Source organism: Pseudomonas sp. Sample_23 (assembly GCF_004307595.1).
Lineage (GTDB): Bacteria > Pseudomonadota > Gammaproteobacteria > Pseudomonadales > Pseudomonadaceae > Aquipseudomonas > Aquipseudomonas atacamensis.
The window spans coordinates 17,630-32,955 of sequence record NZ_RCNX01000039.1; the positions used below are offsets into that span (position 1 = coordinate 17,630).

Sequence of the window (15,326 nt, forward strand, 5' to 3'; positions counted from 1 at the left end):
AGCGTCTATTGATGCATTCCCACGCAGAGCGTGGGAACGATCGGTATCAACTGAATTACAGGTTTTGCAGTGCCAGATTCAGCTCCAGCACATTCACCACCGGCGGTCCTACCAGTGGCTGTTCGATGTGCTTATCGAGCAATTGCTGCAAGGTCGACACCGGCAGGTTGCGCGCCGCCGCGACACGCGCCAGTTGATAGGCAATTGCCGCCGGTGGCAAGTGCGGATCGAGGCCGCTGGCGGAGGTGGTCAGCAAGGCCAATGGCACCGGCCCCTGCCCAGCGACTTGTTGTTTTTGCGCGTCTTCGATTACGCGGGTCGCGAGGGCCGGATTGCTCGGCGCGAGGTTGCTGGCGCCGCTGGCGACGGTGGCAAAAGCCCCGGCGGACGGCCGTGGGTGGAACCAGTTGTCGCCGCTGAAATCCTGAGCAATCAGCGCCGAGCCTCGGACTTTGCCGTCAGCGTCGTGGATCAGGCTGCCATTGGCCTGAGCCGGGAAAGCGACTTGGGCGATGCCGGTAACCGCGAGTGGATAGGCGACGCCGGTGATCAGGGTCATCAGCGCCAACAGGGTCAGGGCCGGGCGTATCATTGTGGACATTTCAAGATCCTCGAATTCGTTGGACAAACTTTTGCCGGGTGTCAGGGAGATCTTTTCCCCCTCACCCCAGCCCTCTCCCCCAAGGGGGCGAGGGAGAAAGGGAGCCGATCTTCATGCTGTTCAAGACCTGAGTTCGGCTCGGAATTTCAGGTCGGCGAACCTCGCACAAACACCTCGGTCAGTCCCCTCTCCCCCCGGGAGAGGGCTAGGGTGAGGGGCTCTTTTCAGCCTCACACCAGATGCAACGCCGTAAGCAGCATGTCGATCACCTTGATCCCCACGAACGGCACGACAATCCCGCCGACGCCATAGATCAGCAGATTGCGCCGCAGCAACGCCGCCGCACTCGCTGCCTGCACCCGCACGCCGCGCAATGCCAGTGGAATCAGCACAACGATGATCAGCGCGTTGAAGACGATGGCCGAGAGTATCGCGCTCTGCGGACTGCTCAGATGCATGATGTTCAGCACGCCCAACTGCGGGTAAATCGAGGCGAACAGCGCCGGCAGAATCGCGAAGTATTTGGCGATGTCGTTGGCGATGGAAAAGGTCGTCAGCGCGCCACGGGTCACCAGCAACTCCTTGCCGATCTGCACCACGTCGAGCAGCTTGGTCGGGTCGCTGTCGAGATCGACCATGTTCGCCGCTTCGCGTGCCGCTTGCGTGCCATCGTTCATCGCCATGCCGACGTCGGCCTGAGCCAGCGCCGGGGCGTCGTTGGCGCCGTCGCCGCACATGGCGACCAGGCGACCGTCGTTCTGCTCGTGACGAATCCGCGCGAGTTTTTTCTCCGGCGTGGCTTCGGCGAGCACATCATCAACGCCTGCTTCAGCGGCGATCGCAGCAGCGGTCAGCGGGTTGTCGCCGGTGACCATCACCGTGCGGATCCCCAGTTTGCGCAACTCGGCAAAACGCTCGCGGATGCCTGGTTTGACCACGTCCTTGAGATGGATCGCGCCAAGCAATTTGCCGTCAGCGCAGACCAGCAACGGCGTGCCACCACTCTGGGCGATCTTGTCGATTTCCCGCGCCAGCGCCGGGGCCAGATCGCTACGCTGTTGACCGAGAAACGCCAGCAGCGAATCCACCGCGCCTTTGCGATACACGCGGCCCTGATAATCGACGCCGGACAAACGGGTTTCCGCGCTGAACGGCACGGCGATCAGGGTTTCCGGGGCCGGCTCCGGTTGTGGATGCAGGCCACGGAGGAACTCGACGATCGACTTGCCTTCAGCGGTTTCGTCGGCCAGCGAGGCAAACAGCGCGCCTTCGGCCAGCTCACGGCCGGTCACACCCGGCGCGGCATACACCGCGCTGCAACGACGGTTGCCGAAGGTGATGGTGCCGGTCTTGTCGAGCAACAGCACGTGCACGTCACCCGCCGCTTCCACCGCCCGGCCGGATTTGGCGATGACGTTGAGGCGCACCAGCCGATCCATCCCGGCGATACCGATGGCCGACAGCAGACCGCCAATGGTGGTCGGAATCAGCGTGACCAATAACGCCACGAGGAACACCAGCGGCAGGCTGCCGTTGGCGAAATGCGCGAACGGTTGCAGGGTGACGACCACCAGCAGAAAGATCAGGGTCAGGCCGATCAGCAGAATATCCAGCGCGACTTCGTTCGGGGTCTTCTGACGCTTGGCGCCTTCGACCAGGGCGATCATGCGGTCGAGGGTCGATTCACCAGGGTTGGTGGTGATCTTCACCAGCAGCCAGTCGGACACCAGCCGCGTGTTGCCGGTGACGGCCGAGCGGTCGCCGCCGGACTCGCGGATCACCGGCGCCGATTCGCCAGTGATCGCCGCTTCGTTGACCGCCGCGATGCCTTCGATGACTTCGCCGTCACCGGGGATCATTTCCCCGGCTTCGACTCGCACCACGTCGCCCTTGCGCAGATTGGCAGCCGGCACGATCTTGAAGCTGCCATCGGCTTGGCGGCAACGGGCGCTGAGGCCTTCGCTGCCGGCCTTGAGGCTGTCGGCGCGAGCCTTGCCACGACCTTCAGCCAAGGCTTCGGCGAAGTTGGCGAACAGCACGGTGAACCACAGCCACAGGGCGATTTGCGCGGCGACGAAGGTCGGCACGTCGGCATCCGGAAGGAAGCACAGCACGGTGGTGAAAATCGCCGTCAGTTCGACCACCAGCATCACTGGCGAACGCGCCAATTGCCGTGGGTCGAGCTTGACGAAGGCTTGCACCAGCGCCGGACGCCACAGGGCCGAGATCGCGGTTTTGGCTTGTTCCGGCGCTTTGACGGCGGCGGGTTTGATTGCAGGCATATTCATGATGGATTCCTTAGAAGCCCATACTTAAATGTTCGGCGACAGGACCGAGCGCCAGCGTCGGCAGGAACGTCAGGCCGCCCACCAGCAAAATGGTCACGGTCAACAGGGTCACGAACAGCGGGCCGTGAGTCGGAAAGCTGTTCTGGCCAACCGGTGCGCTTTTCTTCATCGCCAGGCTACCGGCCAGTGCCAGCACAGGCAGGATGTAGCCGAAACGGCCGATCAACATGCCCAGGCCGAGCATCAGGTTGTGGAACGGCGTGTTCGCGCCCAGGCCACCGAATGCCGAACCGTTGTTGGCGCTGGCCGAGGTGTAGGCGTAGAGCAACTGACTGAAACCGTGCGCGCCGGGGTTGCTGATGGTTGCCGCAGCGCTGGGAACCGTGGCGGCAATGGCGCCGAGCACCAGCACGCCGACGGGCATCACCAGCAGCGTCACCACCAGCAATTGCACTTCGCGGGCCTGGAGTTTCTTGCCGAGGTATTCCGGCGTACGACCGATCATCAGACCGGCGAGGAACACCGCGATCAGCACGTTGAGCAACATGCCGTAGAGCCCGGCGCCGACACCGCCGAAGATCACTTCGCCGACCATCATGTTGACCAGCGCGACCATGCCGCTCAGCGGGTTGAGGCTATCGTGCATGCCGTTGACCGAGCCGTTCGAAGCCGCCGTGGTCGTCACCGACCACAGCACCGTCGCGGTGGTACCGAAGCGCGCTTCCTTGCCTTCCAGCGGCGCAGTCTGCTCGACAGCGGCGTTGTTCAGGGTCGGATTCGGCTGATACTCAGCCCACAACGATGTCGCACCGCCGATCAGGAATAGCGCCAGCATGCAGGCGATGATCGCGCGGCTCTGACGCAGGTCCTTGACGTAATGGCCGAAGGTGAACACCAGCGCCACCGGGATCAGGATGATCGAAGCGACTTCGAACAGGTTGCTCCACGCGGTCGGGTTCTCGAACGGATGCGCCGAGTTGACCCCGAAGAAACCGCCACCGTTGGTGCCCAGCTGCTTGATCGCAATCTGGCTGGCGGCCGGGCCAAGCGGGATCATCTGATCGACGCCCTGCAGCGTCACCGCGTTCACATACTGAGCGAAGGTTTGCGGCACGCCCTGCCAGACCAGATACAGCGCCAGCAGCAGGCATAGCGGCAGCAGGCCATAGAGGGTGGCGCGGGTCATGTCGACCCAGAAGTTGCCGAGGGTCTGCGCCGACTTACGGCCGATGCCACGGCACAGCGCGACCAGCACGGCCAGGCCGGTGGCGGCGCTGACGAAGTTCTGCACGGTGAGACCGACCATCTGGCTCAGGTAGCTGAGGGTCGCTTCGCCACTGTAGGACTGCCAGTTGGTGTTGGTCATGAAACTGACCGCGGTATTGAACGCTTGGGTCCATTCCTGGCCCGGCAGATTTTGCGGATTCAGCGGCAGGTGATCCTGGAACAGCAGAATCGCAAACAGCAGCAGGAAACCGGCAAGGTTGAACGCCAGCAGCGCCAGCGTGTACTTCTGCCAGCTCTGCTCCGCCTGCGCATCGACCCCGGCAAGGCGATAGCAACCGCGCTCGACCGGGCCGAGAATCGGCGTCAGCCAGGTGCGCTGGCCCTCCATCACCTTGTAATAGAAGCGCCCAAGGAACGGCGCCGGCAGCAGAACCAGCGCAAAAAACCCGAGGATCAGCCAATAGTCATAACTGTGCATAGCCGCTCCTAGTTCCGGTCCGCGCGCAACAGCGCAACCAACAGATAAATGAACAGCCCCACTGCCAACAGCAGTGACACCCCGTCCAGAACGCTCATGGAAAATCTCCGTGTAACGGCGTATTGCCGTGTGTGGAGGGATTGTCGGGAAGGAGGCTGTAAAGGAACGAGAGCGAGGCGCGGCGTGGGTCATAAAGAAAGCGTAAAGAGTGGGTTTATGCCGGCGTTACAGCAGGTTTTTGCAGCGTCAGGTCGGGCCTCATCGCGGGCAAGCCCGACTCCCACAGGTTATGCGGTGGAATCAAATTGAGTGGACGACGCAGAAACCTGTGGGAGCGAGCCTGCTCGCGAAGGCGGCATAACAGACTCCGCTGCTCCTAACTGGCGCAAAAAAAACGCTCATCCAGCTGCGAACATCCCCGCTGCGACAGCTTTGGACTCATTACGACTTGTTTCAGCGTAATGGCACGCCCACTGCACACGCCCTCTCCCGAGCTTTCCAACCATTGCGGGAGCAAGCGCATGAACACACAACTCAAACCCACGCTGGGCACGTTGCACCTGTGGGGCATTGCCGTGGGGCTGGTGATTTCCGGGGAATATTTCGGCTGGAGTTACGGCTGGGGCGTGGCCGGTACGCTGGGTTTTCTGGTGACCTCATTCATGGTCGCGACCATGTACACCTGCTTCATCTTCAGCTTTACCGAACTGACCACCGCGATTCCCCATGCCGGCGGGCCGTTTGCCTACAGCCGCCGCGCGTTTGGCGAAAAAGGCGGATTGATCGCCGGACTGGCCACACTGATCGAATTCGTCTTCGCCCCGCCAGCGATTGCTTTGGCGATAGGCGCTTACTTGAATGTGCAATTTCCGGCACTGGACCCGAAACACGCGGCGGTCGGCGCGTACATCGTGTTCATGGGCCTGAACATCCTCGGCGTGAAACTGGCGGCGACGTTCGAGCTGATCGTCTGCGTGCTGGCGGTGGCTGAGTTGCTGGTGTTCATGGGCGTGGTCGCGCCGGCATTCAGCTTCAGCAACTTTGCCCTGAATGGCTGGGCCGGTTCCGACGTCTTCGGCGCGTCGGCGATTGCCGGCATGTTCGCGGCGATTCCCTTCGCGATCTGGTTCTTCCTCGCCATCGAAGGCGCCGCCATGGCCGCCGAAGAAGCCAAGGACCCGAAACGCACGATCCCGAAAGCCTACATCAGCGGCATCCTGACCCTGGTGCTGCTGGCCATGGGCGTGATGTTCTTCGCGGGCGGTGTTGGCGACTGGCGCACCTTGTCCAACATCAACGACCCACTGCCGCAGGCGATGAAAACCGTGGTTGGTGACAACTCCGGCTGGCTGCACATGCTGGTGTGGATCGGCCTGTTTGGCCTGGTTGCCAGTTTCCACGGCATCATCCTCGGCTACTCACGACAATTCTTCGCCCTCGCCCGCGCCGGTTACCTGCCTGCCTCATTGGCAAAACTGTCGCGCTTCCAGACCCCGCACCGCGCAATCATCGCTGGCGGCCTTATCGGCATTGCGGCGATCTACAGCGACGGCCTGATCAACCTCGGCGGCATGACACTCACCGCAGCGATGATCACCATGGCCGTGTTCGGCGCGATCGTGATGTACATCATGAGCATGCTCAGCCTGTTCAAACTGCGTAAATCGGAACCGAATCTGGAGCGTACTTTCCGCGCGCCGTGCTATCCCCTGGTTCCGCTGATCGCGCTGGTGCTGGCGGTGGTTTGCCTGGTGGCGATGGCGTGGTTCAACACACTGATCGGGCTGATTTTCCTCGGTTTCATGGCGGTGGGGTTCTGCTACTTCATGCTCACCGGGCAACTGCGCGCCGATGCGCCGGCGGATGCCATGTTGACCGGTCTGTAACACGGTTCAGGTGTACCGGGCATAAGCGGCCTAGAATGGAACCACCGCGAAGTCGTTTCGCTCAAAGGTGGTATGCAGCATCGCACGGCGAAGTCCTCGCCCGTCGAACTGCCATTAAGGAGAGCCGTTATGCCCTGGTATGCCTGGTTGATTCTGGTCGTTGCGATCGGCTCGATTGTTGGCGGATTGATGATGTTGCGCGACACCGCCAACAAGGTCGAACTGACCGATGAAGAACGCAAGCGCGTCGCACAGCGCAATGCCGAAGCGGATGCCAAGGATGCACAAGACCGCTGATACGAGCCCCGCCGCAATGGCGGGGTTTGTTTTTTCAGCACGATCGGACTTACCCGCAGGCTGTTTAGATTTTAGAAGTACAGTCACCATTTAATCTTCCGTGGTTAAGATGGCAGCATCGTCGCGGAGAGCTCCACATGCGTTACTCGCCAGATCACAAAGCCCAGACCCATCAACGCATCATCAAGGAAGCTTCCGCCCGATTTCGCAAGGACGGTATCGGCGCCACCGGCCTGCAGCCTTTGATGAAAGCCCTGGGCTTGACCCATGGCGGCTTCTACTCGCACTTCAGATCCAAGGAAGAACTGGTCGAAAAAGCCCTGCAAGAGGCCGGCGAGCAAGTCGCGGGCCTGTGCGAAGAAATCTTCGCGCAGGAAAACCCGCTGCAAGTATTCATCGACACCTACCTGTCAGAGTGGCATCAGACCTCGCCCCACGAAGGCTGCCCACTGCTGACCATTTCCTCCGAGCTGGGCCTGCGCGGCCAGCCAAGCCCCACCAGCGACGAAGTCCTCAATGCTCGCCTCGAACAAATTCAGGGCACGCTCGAAGGCGAGAACATCGGCGATCGCAGCATTGTCATCATGGCCACCCTGGCCGGCGCTCTTCTGCTGTCACGCAGCGTCGCGGATGCCGACTTCGCCCAGCGCATCCTCGACGTCACCCGCGAGCACCTCAAGCAATCGAGCGATTAACCCTCCCAGCGCTTGAACAACACGCTCGCATTGACCCCGCCAAAACCGAAGCCGTTGGACAAGGCATATTCAATCGCCATTGATCGCGCTTCGCCATGAACGATGTCCACCCCTTCGCTCGCCGGATCGGGGTTTTCGAAATTGAGCGTCGGCGGTACTAGCTGATCACGAATCGCCAGCAGCGTGAAAATCGCCTCCAGCCCGCCGGCAGCACCGAGCAAATGACCGGTAGCGGATTTGGTCGAAGTCACGGCGATCTTGTTCTGCGTGCCAAACAACGCCTTGATCGCCGCCAACTCGCCCAGGTCACCGACCGGCGTCGACGTCGCATGAGCGTTGAGATGCTGCACCTGCTCCGGCTTCACACCGCCCTGAGCCAGTGCCAATTGCATCGCCCGGCGTGCGCCGCTGCCGTCTTCTGGCCCGGCGGTCAGGTGATAGGCATCGGCGGTGGTGCCGTAACCGACCAGTTCAGCCAACGGCGTCGCGCCGCGTGCGAGCGCATGCTCCAGCGACTCGATGACCAATAGACCGGCGCCCTCGCCCATCACGAAACCATCGCGCCCACTGTCGAAGGGACGCGAAGCTTTTTCCGGGGTGTCGTTGTAGCCGCTGGACAGCGCCCGCGCCGCCGCGAAACCGGCGAGACTGACGCGATCGATCGAAGCTTCAGCACCGCCACATACTGCGATGTCCGCCTCCCCTGCACGAATCAACCGCGCCGCATCACCGATCGCCTGAACCCCGGCGGCACAGGCGGTAACCGGTGCGCCCAACGGCCCTTTGAGGCCGTGCTGGATCGACACATGACCCGCCGCGAGATTGACCAGAAACGATGGAATGGTGAACGGCGACAAACGCCGAGGGCCACGGCTGTCGGTGGTACGCACCGCATCGGCAATCGCACCGAAACCGCCGACTCCCGAGCCGATGATCGTCGCAGTGCGCTCTTGGCTTTCAGCGTCCGCTGGATGCCAACCGGCCTGCTCCAGCGCCTGCCGCGCCGCTTCCATGGCGAACATGATGAAGCGATCCATCTTCTTCTGTTCCTTGGGCGGCGTCGCACGATCCGGATCAAACCCGGCCTCGGCATCCTCCTCCACCGTCGGCACACTCCCGCCGACCCGCGTCGGCAGATCAGCCACAACCGCATCGGGCAAATTGCGCAATCCGGAATGACCGGCCAGCAAACGCTGCCAGACAATTTCAACATCACTGCCCAAGGGTGAAACCAGGCCCATGCCCGTGACGACGACTCGACGTTGGTTCATACCGTGGTTACCCCTTATCAATTCAAAATTCGACGTGCACCGGTGTGCTGCGATTCGACTGCTGAATCAGTCCCGGGCGAAATTATTATAGGCATAATCAAAGCGCAATATGATACCCGTAATTTTCAGCGTTCAGGCATCCACCCGATCAGCACCCAATAAAAAGGCCGGTCAAAGACCGGCCTCTCGGCGTTGAACTGTCAGCTTAGTTCACTTCCAGCTTTTCACGATTGCGATCCAGAATCGCCTTGCCAATCCCCTTCACTTCCAGCAACTCATCCACCGACGCGAACGGCCCATTAGTATCGCGATACGCAACAATCGCCTGCGCCTTCGCCTCCCCCACACCCGCCAACTCCTTTTGCAACGTCGCCGCATCAGCGCCGTTGAGATCGACCTTCGCGCTTGCCGAGGGCGCAGCCGCATCCATCAGCAAAGGCGCCTTTGTTGTCTCGGTGGGCGCTACAGGGGCAGCAATCGCAGCAATCGAGGCGCTGGTGAGGAAAGCAAAAATCAGCGAGTAGAAATAACCGGTACGCATAAGTGACGCTCCATCATCGTTTTAGAAAGCAGCTTTTCCCAAGCTGCTCTCCAAACGTAGGTCATGATGGAGGGAAGTCAAAAATGCGAGCGTTACAGGATGTGAAACAATCACGGCTCGAGACGACGTTGCTGGTAGATCCAGTCAACGATCTCGCCGTCGGGGGTGTAGCCGGAGACGGTTTCGCGCAGGAGCTGGCGGACGCGGATGTAGTCGTCGGCCTCGACGGCTTTGAGCAGTTCGTTCAATCGGGTTTTCAGAACGTCCCAAGAAAGGTGATCCTCATTGGCGCACATGATCATCGGATGCGATGTCGCTGCGACGTTATCCCCGATGAGCAATTCCTCGTAGAGTTTTTCGCCCGGGCGCAAACCGGTGAACTCGATGGAGATGTCGCCCTGAGGATTGCGCTCCGATCGGATGCTCAGTCCGGACAGGTGAATCATTTTCTCCGCAAGTTCGACGATTTTTACCGGCTCGCCCATGTCGAGAACAAATACGTCACCGCCCTGCCCCATCGAGCCAGCCTGTATTACCAACTGAGCGGCCTCGGGAATGGTCATGAAGTAACGAGTGATTTTGGGGTGGGTGACTGTCAGTGGCCCGCCGGATTTGATCTGGCTGTGGAATAGCGGAATGACTGAGCCCGAAGAGCCTAGTACGTTGCCGAATCTGACCATGGTAAAGCGGGTCTTGTTGACGCGCGAGACGTTTGCCCTGTCGCCAAACAAAACCGGTGCAATTTCACGGCTAAGCGCCTGCAGCGTCAGTTCGGCAAGACGTTTGGTACTGCCCATGACATTGGTCGGGCGCACAGCCTTGTCAGTGGATATCAGAACGAAGTTTGAGACACCCGCCTGCACGGCGGCCTGAGCCGTGTTAAGCGTCCCGATAACATTGTTCAATACGCCTTCCGCAATGTTGTGCTCGACCATCGGCACATGCTTGTAGGCTGCGGCGTGATAGACCGTGTCAACTTTCCAAGTCTTCATCACATCCAGCAGTTTGTCCTGATGACGTATGGATCCCAGTATCGGCAGCAAACGGACAGAAACAGACTCCCGTGAGCTGCGCTGCTCCAGTTCCGAAAGAATGTTGTATAAATTGAATTCACTGTGTTCAAACAGCAGAAGTGTTGTTGGTGCCAGAGCAAAGATCTGTCGGCACAGTTCCGAACCAATCGATCCCCCGGCCCCCGTGACCATTACCGTCTTCGCTTTGATACAACGCTCCAGCAAATCAGGTTGGGCCGGGACAGCATCACGACCCAGCAAGTCCGCAATGTCCACTTCCTGAATGTCTTCGACCTTTACCCGGCCACTCGCCAGATCGGAAAAATTTGGCACGCTGCGAATGTGCAACGGAAAACCTTCCAGCAGGTTGAGTATTTCTCTACGACGCGCGCGCGTTGAAGATGGCAGCGCAAGCAGTATTTCCTGAGCTCCCGTTACGTCGATCATCTGCTGAATATGCTTGGGTTTATAAACCTGAAGGCCCGAAATAGAGCGATCCGAGATACCCGGATCGTCGTCGATAAAAGCCACCGGTCGCATGGCTCGCCCCATTCGCAGTGCTGCGACCAGTTGATTTCCCGCGACACCGGCCCCGTAGATTGCAACCTTCGTCAGTCCATCGTCGCGACTGGCAAAAGGAACGTGCTGGGCGGCAGTAAACCAGTCCCCCATGAAGTATTGCCGCATAACCAGCCGTAGCCCCCCAATGATAACGAGGCTCAGCCACCAGTAGTTGAATATGATCGATCGTGGCACCACTGCTTCGTGATTGCTGTACCAATAGACAACGACAGCCAGAATAAGCGACGAAAGGCTGACGGCCTTGATAATGGCAATGAGGGCATCATTACCGAAATAGCGCATGACGGCACGGTACATGCCAAAACGTATGAACAAGGGAACTGCGACTATTGGAGCACAGGCAAAGAGCCAGAAATGAACCCTCAAGGGATTGTACATATCATCCAGGCCCAGACGCACGATAAACGCCAGCCACAGGGCGGCCCAGACCAGCACGATGTCTGTAGCGACCTGAATCAACCTTTTTCGACGCCGAGGGAGGCCTACCAAATACGCTCTGATTTTATCCATAAACTCTTCAAACACCTAAGTCGCTCCTCTCTGCCGCCCCCTCACCTGAAGCCTCAAAGGCGTGTCGCAACCACTCTAAACCTAATGACAGAGTGGTTGCTGCTTAGTTCTATACCGCTGAATCTTCCTTATTTCCAGCGCGAAATTTTATTGCCAGGAAAATAAGTGGCATATAAGCAAAAATGACCCCAAAAACTCCGTCCAGACCAAAACGCGTCACGCATAAGGCTATTGGCAATAGCCAGAAAAGATTGATCATGCCGACAGCGATCGTTACGGGTAAATGCCTGCCGTAGCGACGGGAGGCGAATTGGTAGGCATGACTGCGATGTGCTTCATGGACTTTCTCCCCTCTAAACAAACGGCAAAACAGCGTAAATGTTGCATCGACGATGAATACCCCAAGCAAAATCAACCAGGCCCATAGCATGGGTGCACTCACCCACGCCGCCTGCAGCGACAGCCCCCCCAACACGACGCCGAGAAACCCACTTCCGGCGTCGCCCATGAAAATCTTTGCGGGTGGGAAGTTCCAATAAAGGAAACCTGCCACAGAAGCGGCGAGCAACAGCGGTCCCCCGATGAGGCTATCCAGACCTGCCAACCAGTAAAGCAAACAGGCTCCCAAGCAGGCACATATCGCTTCTACGCTGGCGATGCCATCGATTCCGTCCATGAAGTTGTAGAGATTGAGTAGCCACACCAGATACAAAGCTGCCAGCACATGACCTGCCCAGCCCATGTCGACATAGACGCCAAACAGCACGATTGGAGGAAACCCTCCCATCCAGCCCAGCAACCAGACCGCCGCTGTAAAATGTCCCAACAAACGCCAGCGGGCGGCGATATGTCCGTGGTCGTCCATGAATCCGATAACCGCGATGGCTGTAGCTGCAACAGTCATACCAAGGAAGTTGGCTAATGAAATCTCGTCAACATATAACAAAAGACCCGACGCAAAAAGAAAAGCTACGACAATGGCAACCCCACCACCTCGGGGAGTAGGTGTCGAGTGAGAACTACGAGCATTGGGGACATCCATCAAGCTACGGGACAAAGCATAGTTACGCAGCCGTGAAGTCAGTAAAAAAGAAATGCCAGCAACTATCGGAATACACCAAACGTAATTCATGATTTTCGAGAGTCCAGAAAATGCTTCGTCGTGAGACTCAAACCCCGGTCAAGACTCACGGGAGGAATCCAACCCAACAATTGTCGATTCTTGCTGATATCGACCTGCAAAGAGCCGAAAAGACGTTGAGCCAAGGCCCGCTTGCCAAGAATAGTTGCCACTCTGCTCAACACCCAAACAGGTACGGGCAACAGGCGTGCCGGTCTTCCCAGGCACTCGGCAATCTTGCGCATTAATTCAGAAGTTGAAACATCGTCACCATCACTCGCCAAAAATGTTTGGTTGGCCGCTGCAGGATGCTTAAGGCAGGTCACTATGAAATCTACAAGATTATCCAGGTAAATCAGACTACGACGATTTCGAACAGCACCAAAAGGCAACGGAATAGCTCTATCAAGCCAGCGCATCATGCTTAGAAAGTTGGCTTTTACTCCGGGGCCGTAGACAAGGGCGGGCCGTATAATCACGACTTCCATTCCGGCATCCGTTGCAAGAGCTTTTAAACCTTGCTCCGCTTCAAATTTCGAGATGCCATAGGGATCCTTGGGGGCAGGGACATCATCGGCAGTGTAAGGCTTGCCCATCAACGTCGTCTCTCCATTGACCTTGATGGAGCTGATGAAAATGAAGCGTTTGACTCCCCGATGAGCGGCTTGTCGAGCGAGATTCAACGTGCCCTCGACATTCACTGTGCGAAACGCAGCAAGGGCATCAGCAGCCTGGTCATGCAGCTTATGTACCCTTGCGGCAGCATGCACCACAACGTCCACGTTATCGAGTGATTCCCAGTTGGTTTGACCATCTATACCAGAAATTTTTACGGTTTTAATCCCCTCAGGCAGTTCCCTGTCAAGCGTTCGGAGAGGCACAATGAGATCACATGCCCCCATCAATGCAAGACGCTGAACAACAGCTTTCCCTAAAAAGCCGGAACCACCAGTAACCAGAATAGACTTGGGGATCATTTGGAACTCGAAGATGTGTAAATGAGAAATAACGAAAGTGGTGACTACCCTACATTCAAGGCTCTAAAGACCCGTCGTGTTTAGAGCCTCTTTCGACTCACTTCAACAACGAACGATACACTTGCGTATAAGAGTCAACCATTCGCTCTGCTGTAAATACCTGCTCGAAACGCAATGCTGCCCTGTGCCCCATCGCACTACTCTCTTCAGGATTTTCCCATAGCGTAATCATCGCCTGCGCCAGCGCATCAGAATTACAGGGCGGGACGACCAACCCTGTCTCACCAGCAATATTTATATAAGTTGTGCCCGTACCAATCTCGCAGGAGATAAGAGGCTTACTGAACATCGCTCCTTCAAGAAGTGAAATCCCAAACGCTTCAGACCTAAGATGAGAGGGAAAAACCAAACCATAACACAACATTAATAACGCAGTTTTATCAGCGTCGGGCAAACCGCCCAGAAAGTAAATATTGGAAAGACCTAATCTGACGGCCTTGGCCTTCAACTCGGCATCCATAGGCCCCTGCCCCAAAATAGCGATTGGAAATCGAGCCGTACGAGCCGCTTCAAGCAAATAATCCAATCCTTTGTAGTAGCGTAACGCGCCTATGAAAAGAAAAAAGCGCGAGCCGAGTTGCTCCTTCCAATAACTCAACCTTTCCGATGAAACAGGCGGGTAAGTATTCCTATCCAAGCCGATCGGAATGACAGTTACTTTATCCTTGAATTTTTGGAGCGTCGAACTACTTTCTATATACTTTGGAGATGACGCAATGATACGGTTTACGCTTCCCAAAAAATTGTTCATCAAAGGCTGATACAACTTCAACAACATCTTTTGCTTAACGATATCTGAATGATAACTAACGACCGTTGGCTTACGTACGCGTGAGGCAAAATGTACAACATCCATGAATGGCCATGGAAAATGATAATTTATAATATCAGCCTCCTTGGCCAAGTCCGTAAAATCCTTGAAGGCTGACAACGAAAAGCCGGTGGATGCTAAGTGCAGATCCAGCTTTGACGTGTGAGCGAAGTGCTCACCAACTTTTACGTTACGTGCAGCCCCTTGGGCACTCAAAGACAGTACTTGCGCAGTAACCCCGTGTTCTCGTCCTCCTTCCGCAAGTTGAAAGATGACCTGTTCAATCCCTCCCATCGTTTGCGGATAATAGGTTTTAAAGAAATGGAGAACCTTCAATTTTCTATTTTCCCTATCATTTTTTTTGCCGGCACTCCTACATAAACTCCCGGCGTCTCCAAGTCACGATGCGCGCAAGCTCCTGCGCCTAACGTCACGTCATCACAAATTTTGATGCCGTCAATAACAGTCGCGCCAGCGCCAATAAAGCAAAAACGCCCTATACAGGTTCTTCCTGCTACAGCCGCTTTTATAGAAACATGAGTGAAATCATCCACGACGCACTCATGCTCTACAATGGCTCCGGTATTTACAATGCACCCGATTCCCACAGAGGCCATAGGGCCGACATGAGCGTGATGTGCTACAAAGGTTCCAAGACCAACTTTCGCGCCGACACCTATCGTAGCTGTAGGCGAAATGAGCGTAGCCAAAGGCCAGCCACGACCTTTTGCCCATTCGTACTGTGCTTGCCGGCTAAGACCATCGCCTGAAGCTGGCATGACAAACCACCCTTCTGGCAGATCTTCGTCCCACCTCCGTAGTACAGCAAACTCACCAAAAGTTTCATTTGGGCGAGCATTGCTGTCTATGAAGCGAAGTTGTCTTATACCTGACACCAATGCGACATCAGCCACTGCGCGAGCATGGCCACCAAAGCCAAGGATGAGTAAACCAGATAGAGTAGTCATG

General features: G+C 57.3%; 14 protein-coding genes. 3 read left to right on the forward strand and 11 right to left on the reverse strand.

Annotated features, from left to right (window positions below; genetic code table 11):
- Positions 1-55: 55 nt before the first annotated feature.
- From kdpC to kdpF, 4 genes are all read right to left on the reverse strand, one after another.
- Positions 56-601 carry a potassium-transporting ATPase subunit KdpC gene (gene kdpC, locus D8U82_RS10085; protein ID WP_041478316.1) on the reverse strand — a complete coding sequence of 182 codons (546 nt, stop codon included), beginning with the start codon at positions 599-601 and terminating at the stop codon, positions 56-58.
- 230 nt (positions 602-831) lie between these two features.
- A complete protein-coding gene (gene kdpB / locus D8U82_RS10090; protein WP_130902143.1) occupies positions 832-2,889 on the reverse strand; it encodes a potassium-transporting ATPase subunit KdpB in 2,058 nt (685 codons plus the stop codon).
- A 10-nt stretch (positions 2,890-2,899) separates the two neighbouring features.
- Positions 2,900-4,594: a potassium-transporting ATPase subunit KdpA gene (gene kdpA / locus D8U82_RS10095; protein ID WP_130902144.1), complete on the reverse strand. Its 1,695-nt coding sequence runs from the start codon at positions 4,592-4,594 to the stop codon at positions 2,900-2,902.
- 8 nt (positions 4,595-4,602) lie between these two features.
- A complete protein-coding gene (kdpF, locus tag D8U82_RS10100; protein WP_007899818.1) occupies positions 4,603-4,692 on the reverse strand; it encodes a K(+)-transporting ATPase subunit F in 90 nt (29 codons plus the stop codon).
- A 423-nt stretch (positions 4,693-5,115) separates the two neighbouring features.
- On the opposite strand from kdpF, the gene eat reads away from it, so the two are divergent.
- The 3 genes from eat to D8U82_RS10115 all read left to right on the forward strand — a co-directional run bounded on the left by eat (position 5,116) and on the right by D8U82_RS10115 (position 7,472).
- A complete protein-coding gene (gene eat / locus D8U82_RS10105; protein WP_130902145.1) occupies positions 5,116-6,480 on the forward strand; it encodes an ethanolamine permease in 1,365 nt (454 codons plus the stop codon).
- Positions 6,481-6,609: 129 nt separating this feature from the next.
- Complete coding sequence (locus D8U82_RS10110) at positions 6,610-6,777, forward strand: DUF2897 family protein (RefSeq protein ID WP_016770901.1); 168 nt, start codon at positions 6,610-6,612, stop codon at positions 6,775-6,777.
- A 137-nt stretch (positions 6,778-6,914) separates the two neighbouring features.
- Complete coding sequence (locus D8U82_RS10115) at positions 6,915-7,472, forward strand: TetR/AcrR family transcriptional regulator (protein ID WP_130902146.1); 558 nt, start codon at positions 6,915-6,917, stop codon at positions 7,470-7,472.
- On the opposite strand, the gene fabF is transcribed toward D8U82_RS10115, so the two are convergent.
- From fabF to D8U82_RS10150, 7 genes are all read right to left on the reverse strand, one after another.
- Entirely contained in the window at positions 7,469-8,743 is a 1,275-nt protein-coding gene (gene fabF, locus D8U82_RS10120) for a beta-ketoacyl-ACP synthase II (protein WP_130902147.1), read from the reverse strand. The genes D8U82_RS10115 and fabF overlap by 4 nt on opposite strands.
- A 205-nt stretch (positions 8,744-8,948) precedes the next feature.
- Positions 8,949-9,284 carry a helix-hairpin-helix domain-containing protein gene (locus D8U82_RS10125; protein ID WP_056788395.1) on the reverse strand — a complete coding sequence of 112 codons (336 nt, stop codon included), beginning with the start codon at positions 9,282-9,284 and terminating at the stop codon, positions 8,949-8,951.
- Between the two features lie 110 nt (positions 9,285-9,394).
- Complete coding sequence (locus D8U82_RS10130) at positions 9,395-11,389, reverse strand: nucleoside-diphosphate sugar epimerase/dehydratase (RefSeq protein WP_125926421.1); 1,995 nt, start codon at positions 11,387-11,389, stop codon at positions 9,395-9,397.
- A gap of 109 nt (positions 11,390-11,498) precedes the next feature.
- Entirely contained in the window at positions 11,499-12,521 is a 1,023-nt protein-coding gene (locus D8U82_RS10135) for a glycosyltransferase family 4 protein (protein WP_130902148.1), read from the reverse strand.
- The gene (locus D8U82_RS10140) at positions 12,518-13,486 is read right to left on the reverse strand and encodes an SDR family oxidoreductase (protein WP_130902149.1); all 969 of its coding nucleotides are present in this window, start codon (positions 13,484-13,486) and stop codon (positions 12,518-12,520) included. The genes D8U82_RS10135 and D8U82_RS10140 overlap by 4 nt, the downstream gene beginning before the upstream one ends.
- Positions 13,487-13,583: 97 nt before the next feature.
- Positions 13,584-14,693: a glycosyltransferase family 4 protein gene (locus D8U82_RS10145; RefSeq protein WP_130902150.1), complete on the reverse strand. Its 1,110-nt coding sequence runs from the start codon at positions 14,691-14,693 to the stop codon at positions 13,584-13,586.
- Entirely contained in the window at positions 14,690-15,325 is a 636-nt protein-coding gene (locus D8U82_RS10150) for an acetyltransferase (RefSeq protein WP_125926364.1), read from the reverse strand. Before D8U82_RS10150 ends, D8U82_RS10145 begins: the two co-directional genes overlap by 4 nt.
- Between the last annotated feature and the right edge of the window lies 1 nt (position 15,326).

Bases quoted from the DNA above. Each gene is read 5' to 3' on its own strand.
- kdpC (WP_041478316.1), bottom strand. From the start codon at position 601: ATGTCCACAATGATACGCCCGGCCCTGACCCTGTTGGCGCTGATGACC.
- kdpB (WP_130902143.1), bottom strand. From the start codon at position 2,889: ATGAATATGCCTGCAATCAAACCCGCCGCCGTCAAAGCGCCGGAACAA.
- kdpA (WP_130902144.1), bottom strand. From the start codon at position 4,594: ATGCACAGTTATGACTATTGGCTGATCCTCGGGTTTTTTGCGCTGGTT.
- kdpF (WP_007899818.1), bottom strand. From the start codon at position 4,692: ATGAGCGTTCTGGACGGGGTGTCACTGCTGTTGGCAGTGGGGCTGTTC.
- eat (WP_130902145.1), top strand. From the start codon at position 5,116: ATGAACACACAACTCAAACCCACGCTGGGCACGTTGCACCTGTGGGGC.
- D8U82_RS10110 (WP_016770901.1), top strand. From the start codon at position 6,610: ATGCCCTGGTATGCCTGGTTGATTCTGGTCGTTGCGATCGGCTCGATT.
- D8U82_RS10115 (WP_130902146.1), top strand. From the start codon at position 6,915: ATGCGTTACTCGCCAGATCACAAAGCCCAGACCCATCAACGCATCATC.
- fabF (WP_130902147.1), bottom strand. From the start codon at position 8,743: ATGAACCAACGTCGAGTCGTCGTCACGGGCATGGGCCTGGTTTCACCC.
- D8U82_RS10125 (WP_056788395.1), bottom strand. From the start codon at position 9,284: ATGCGTACCGGTTATTTCTACTCGCTGATTTTTGCTTTCCTCACCAGC.
- D8U82_RS10130 (WP_125926421.1), bottom strand. From the start codon at position 11,389: ATGGATAAAATCAGAGCGTATTTGGTAGGCCTCCCTCGGCGTCGAAAA.
- D8U82_RS10135 (WP_130902148.1), bottom strand. From the start codon at position 12,521: ATGAATTACGTTTGGTGTATTCCGATAGTTGCTGGCATTTCTTTTTTA.
- D8U82_RS10140 (WP_130902149.1), bottom strand. From the start codon at position 13,486: ATGATCCCCAAGTCTATTCTGGTTACTGGTGGTTCCGGCTTTTTAGGG.
- D8U82_RS10150 (WP_125926364.1), bottom strand. From the start codon at position 15,325: ATGACTACTCTATCTGGTTTACTCATCCTTGGCTTTGGTGGCCATGCT.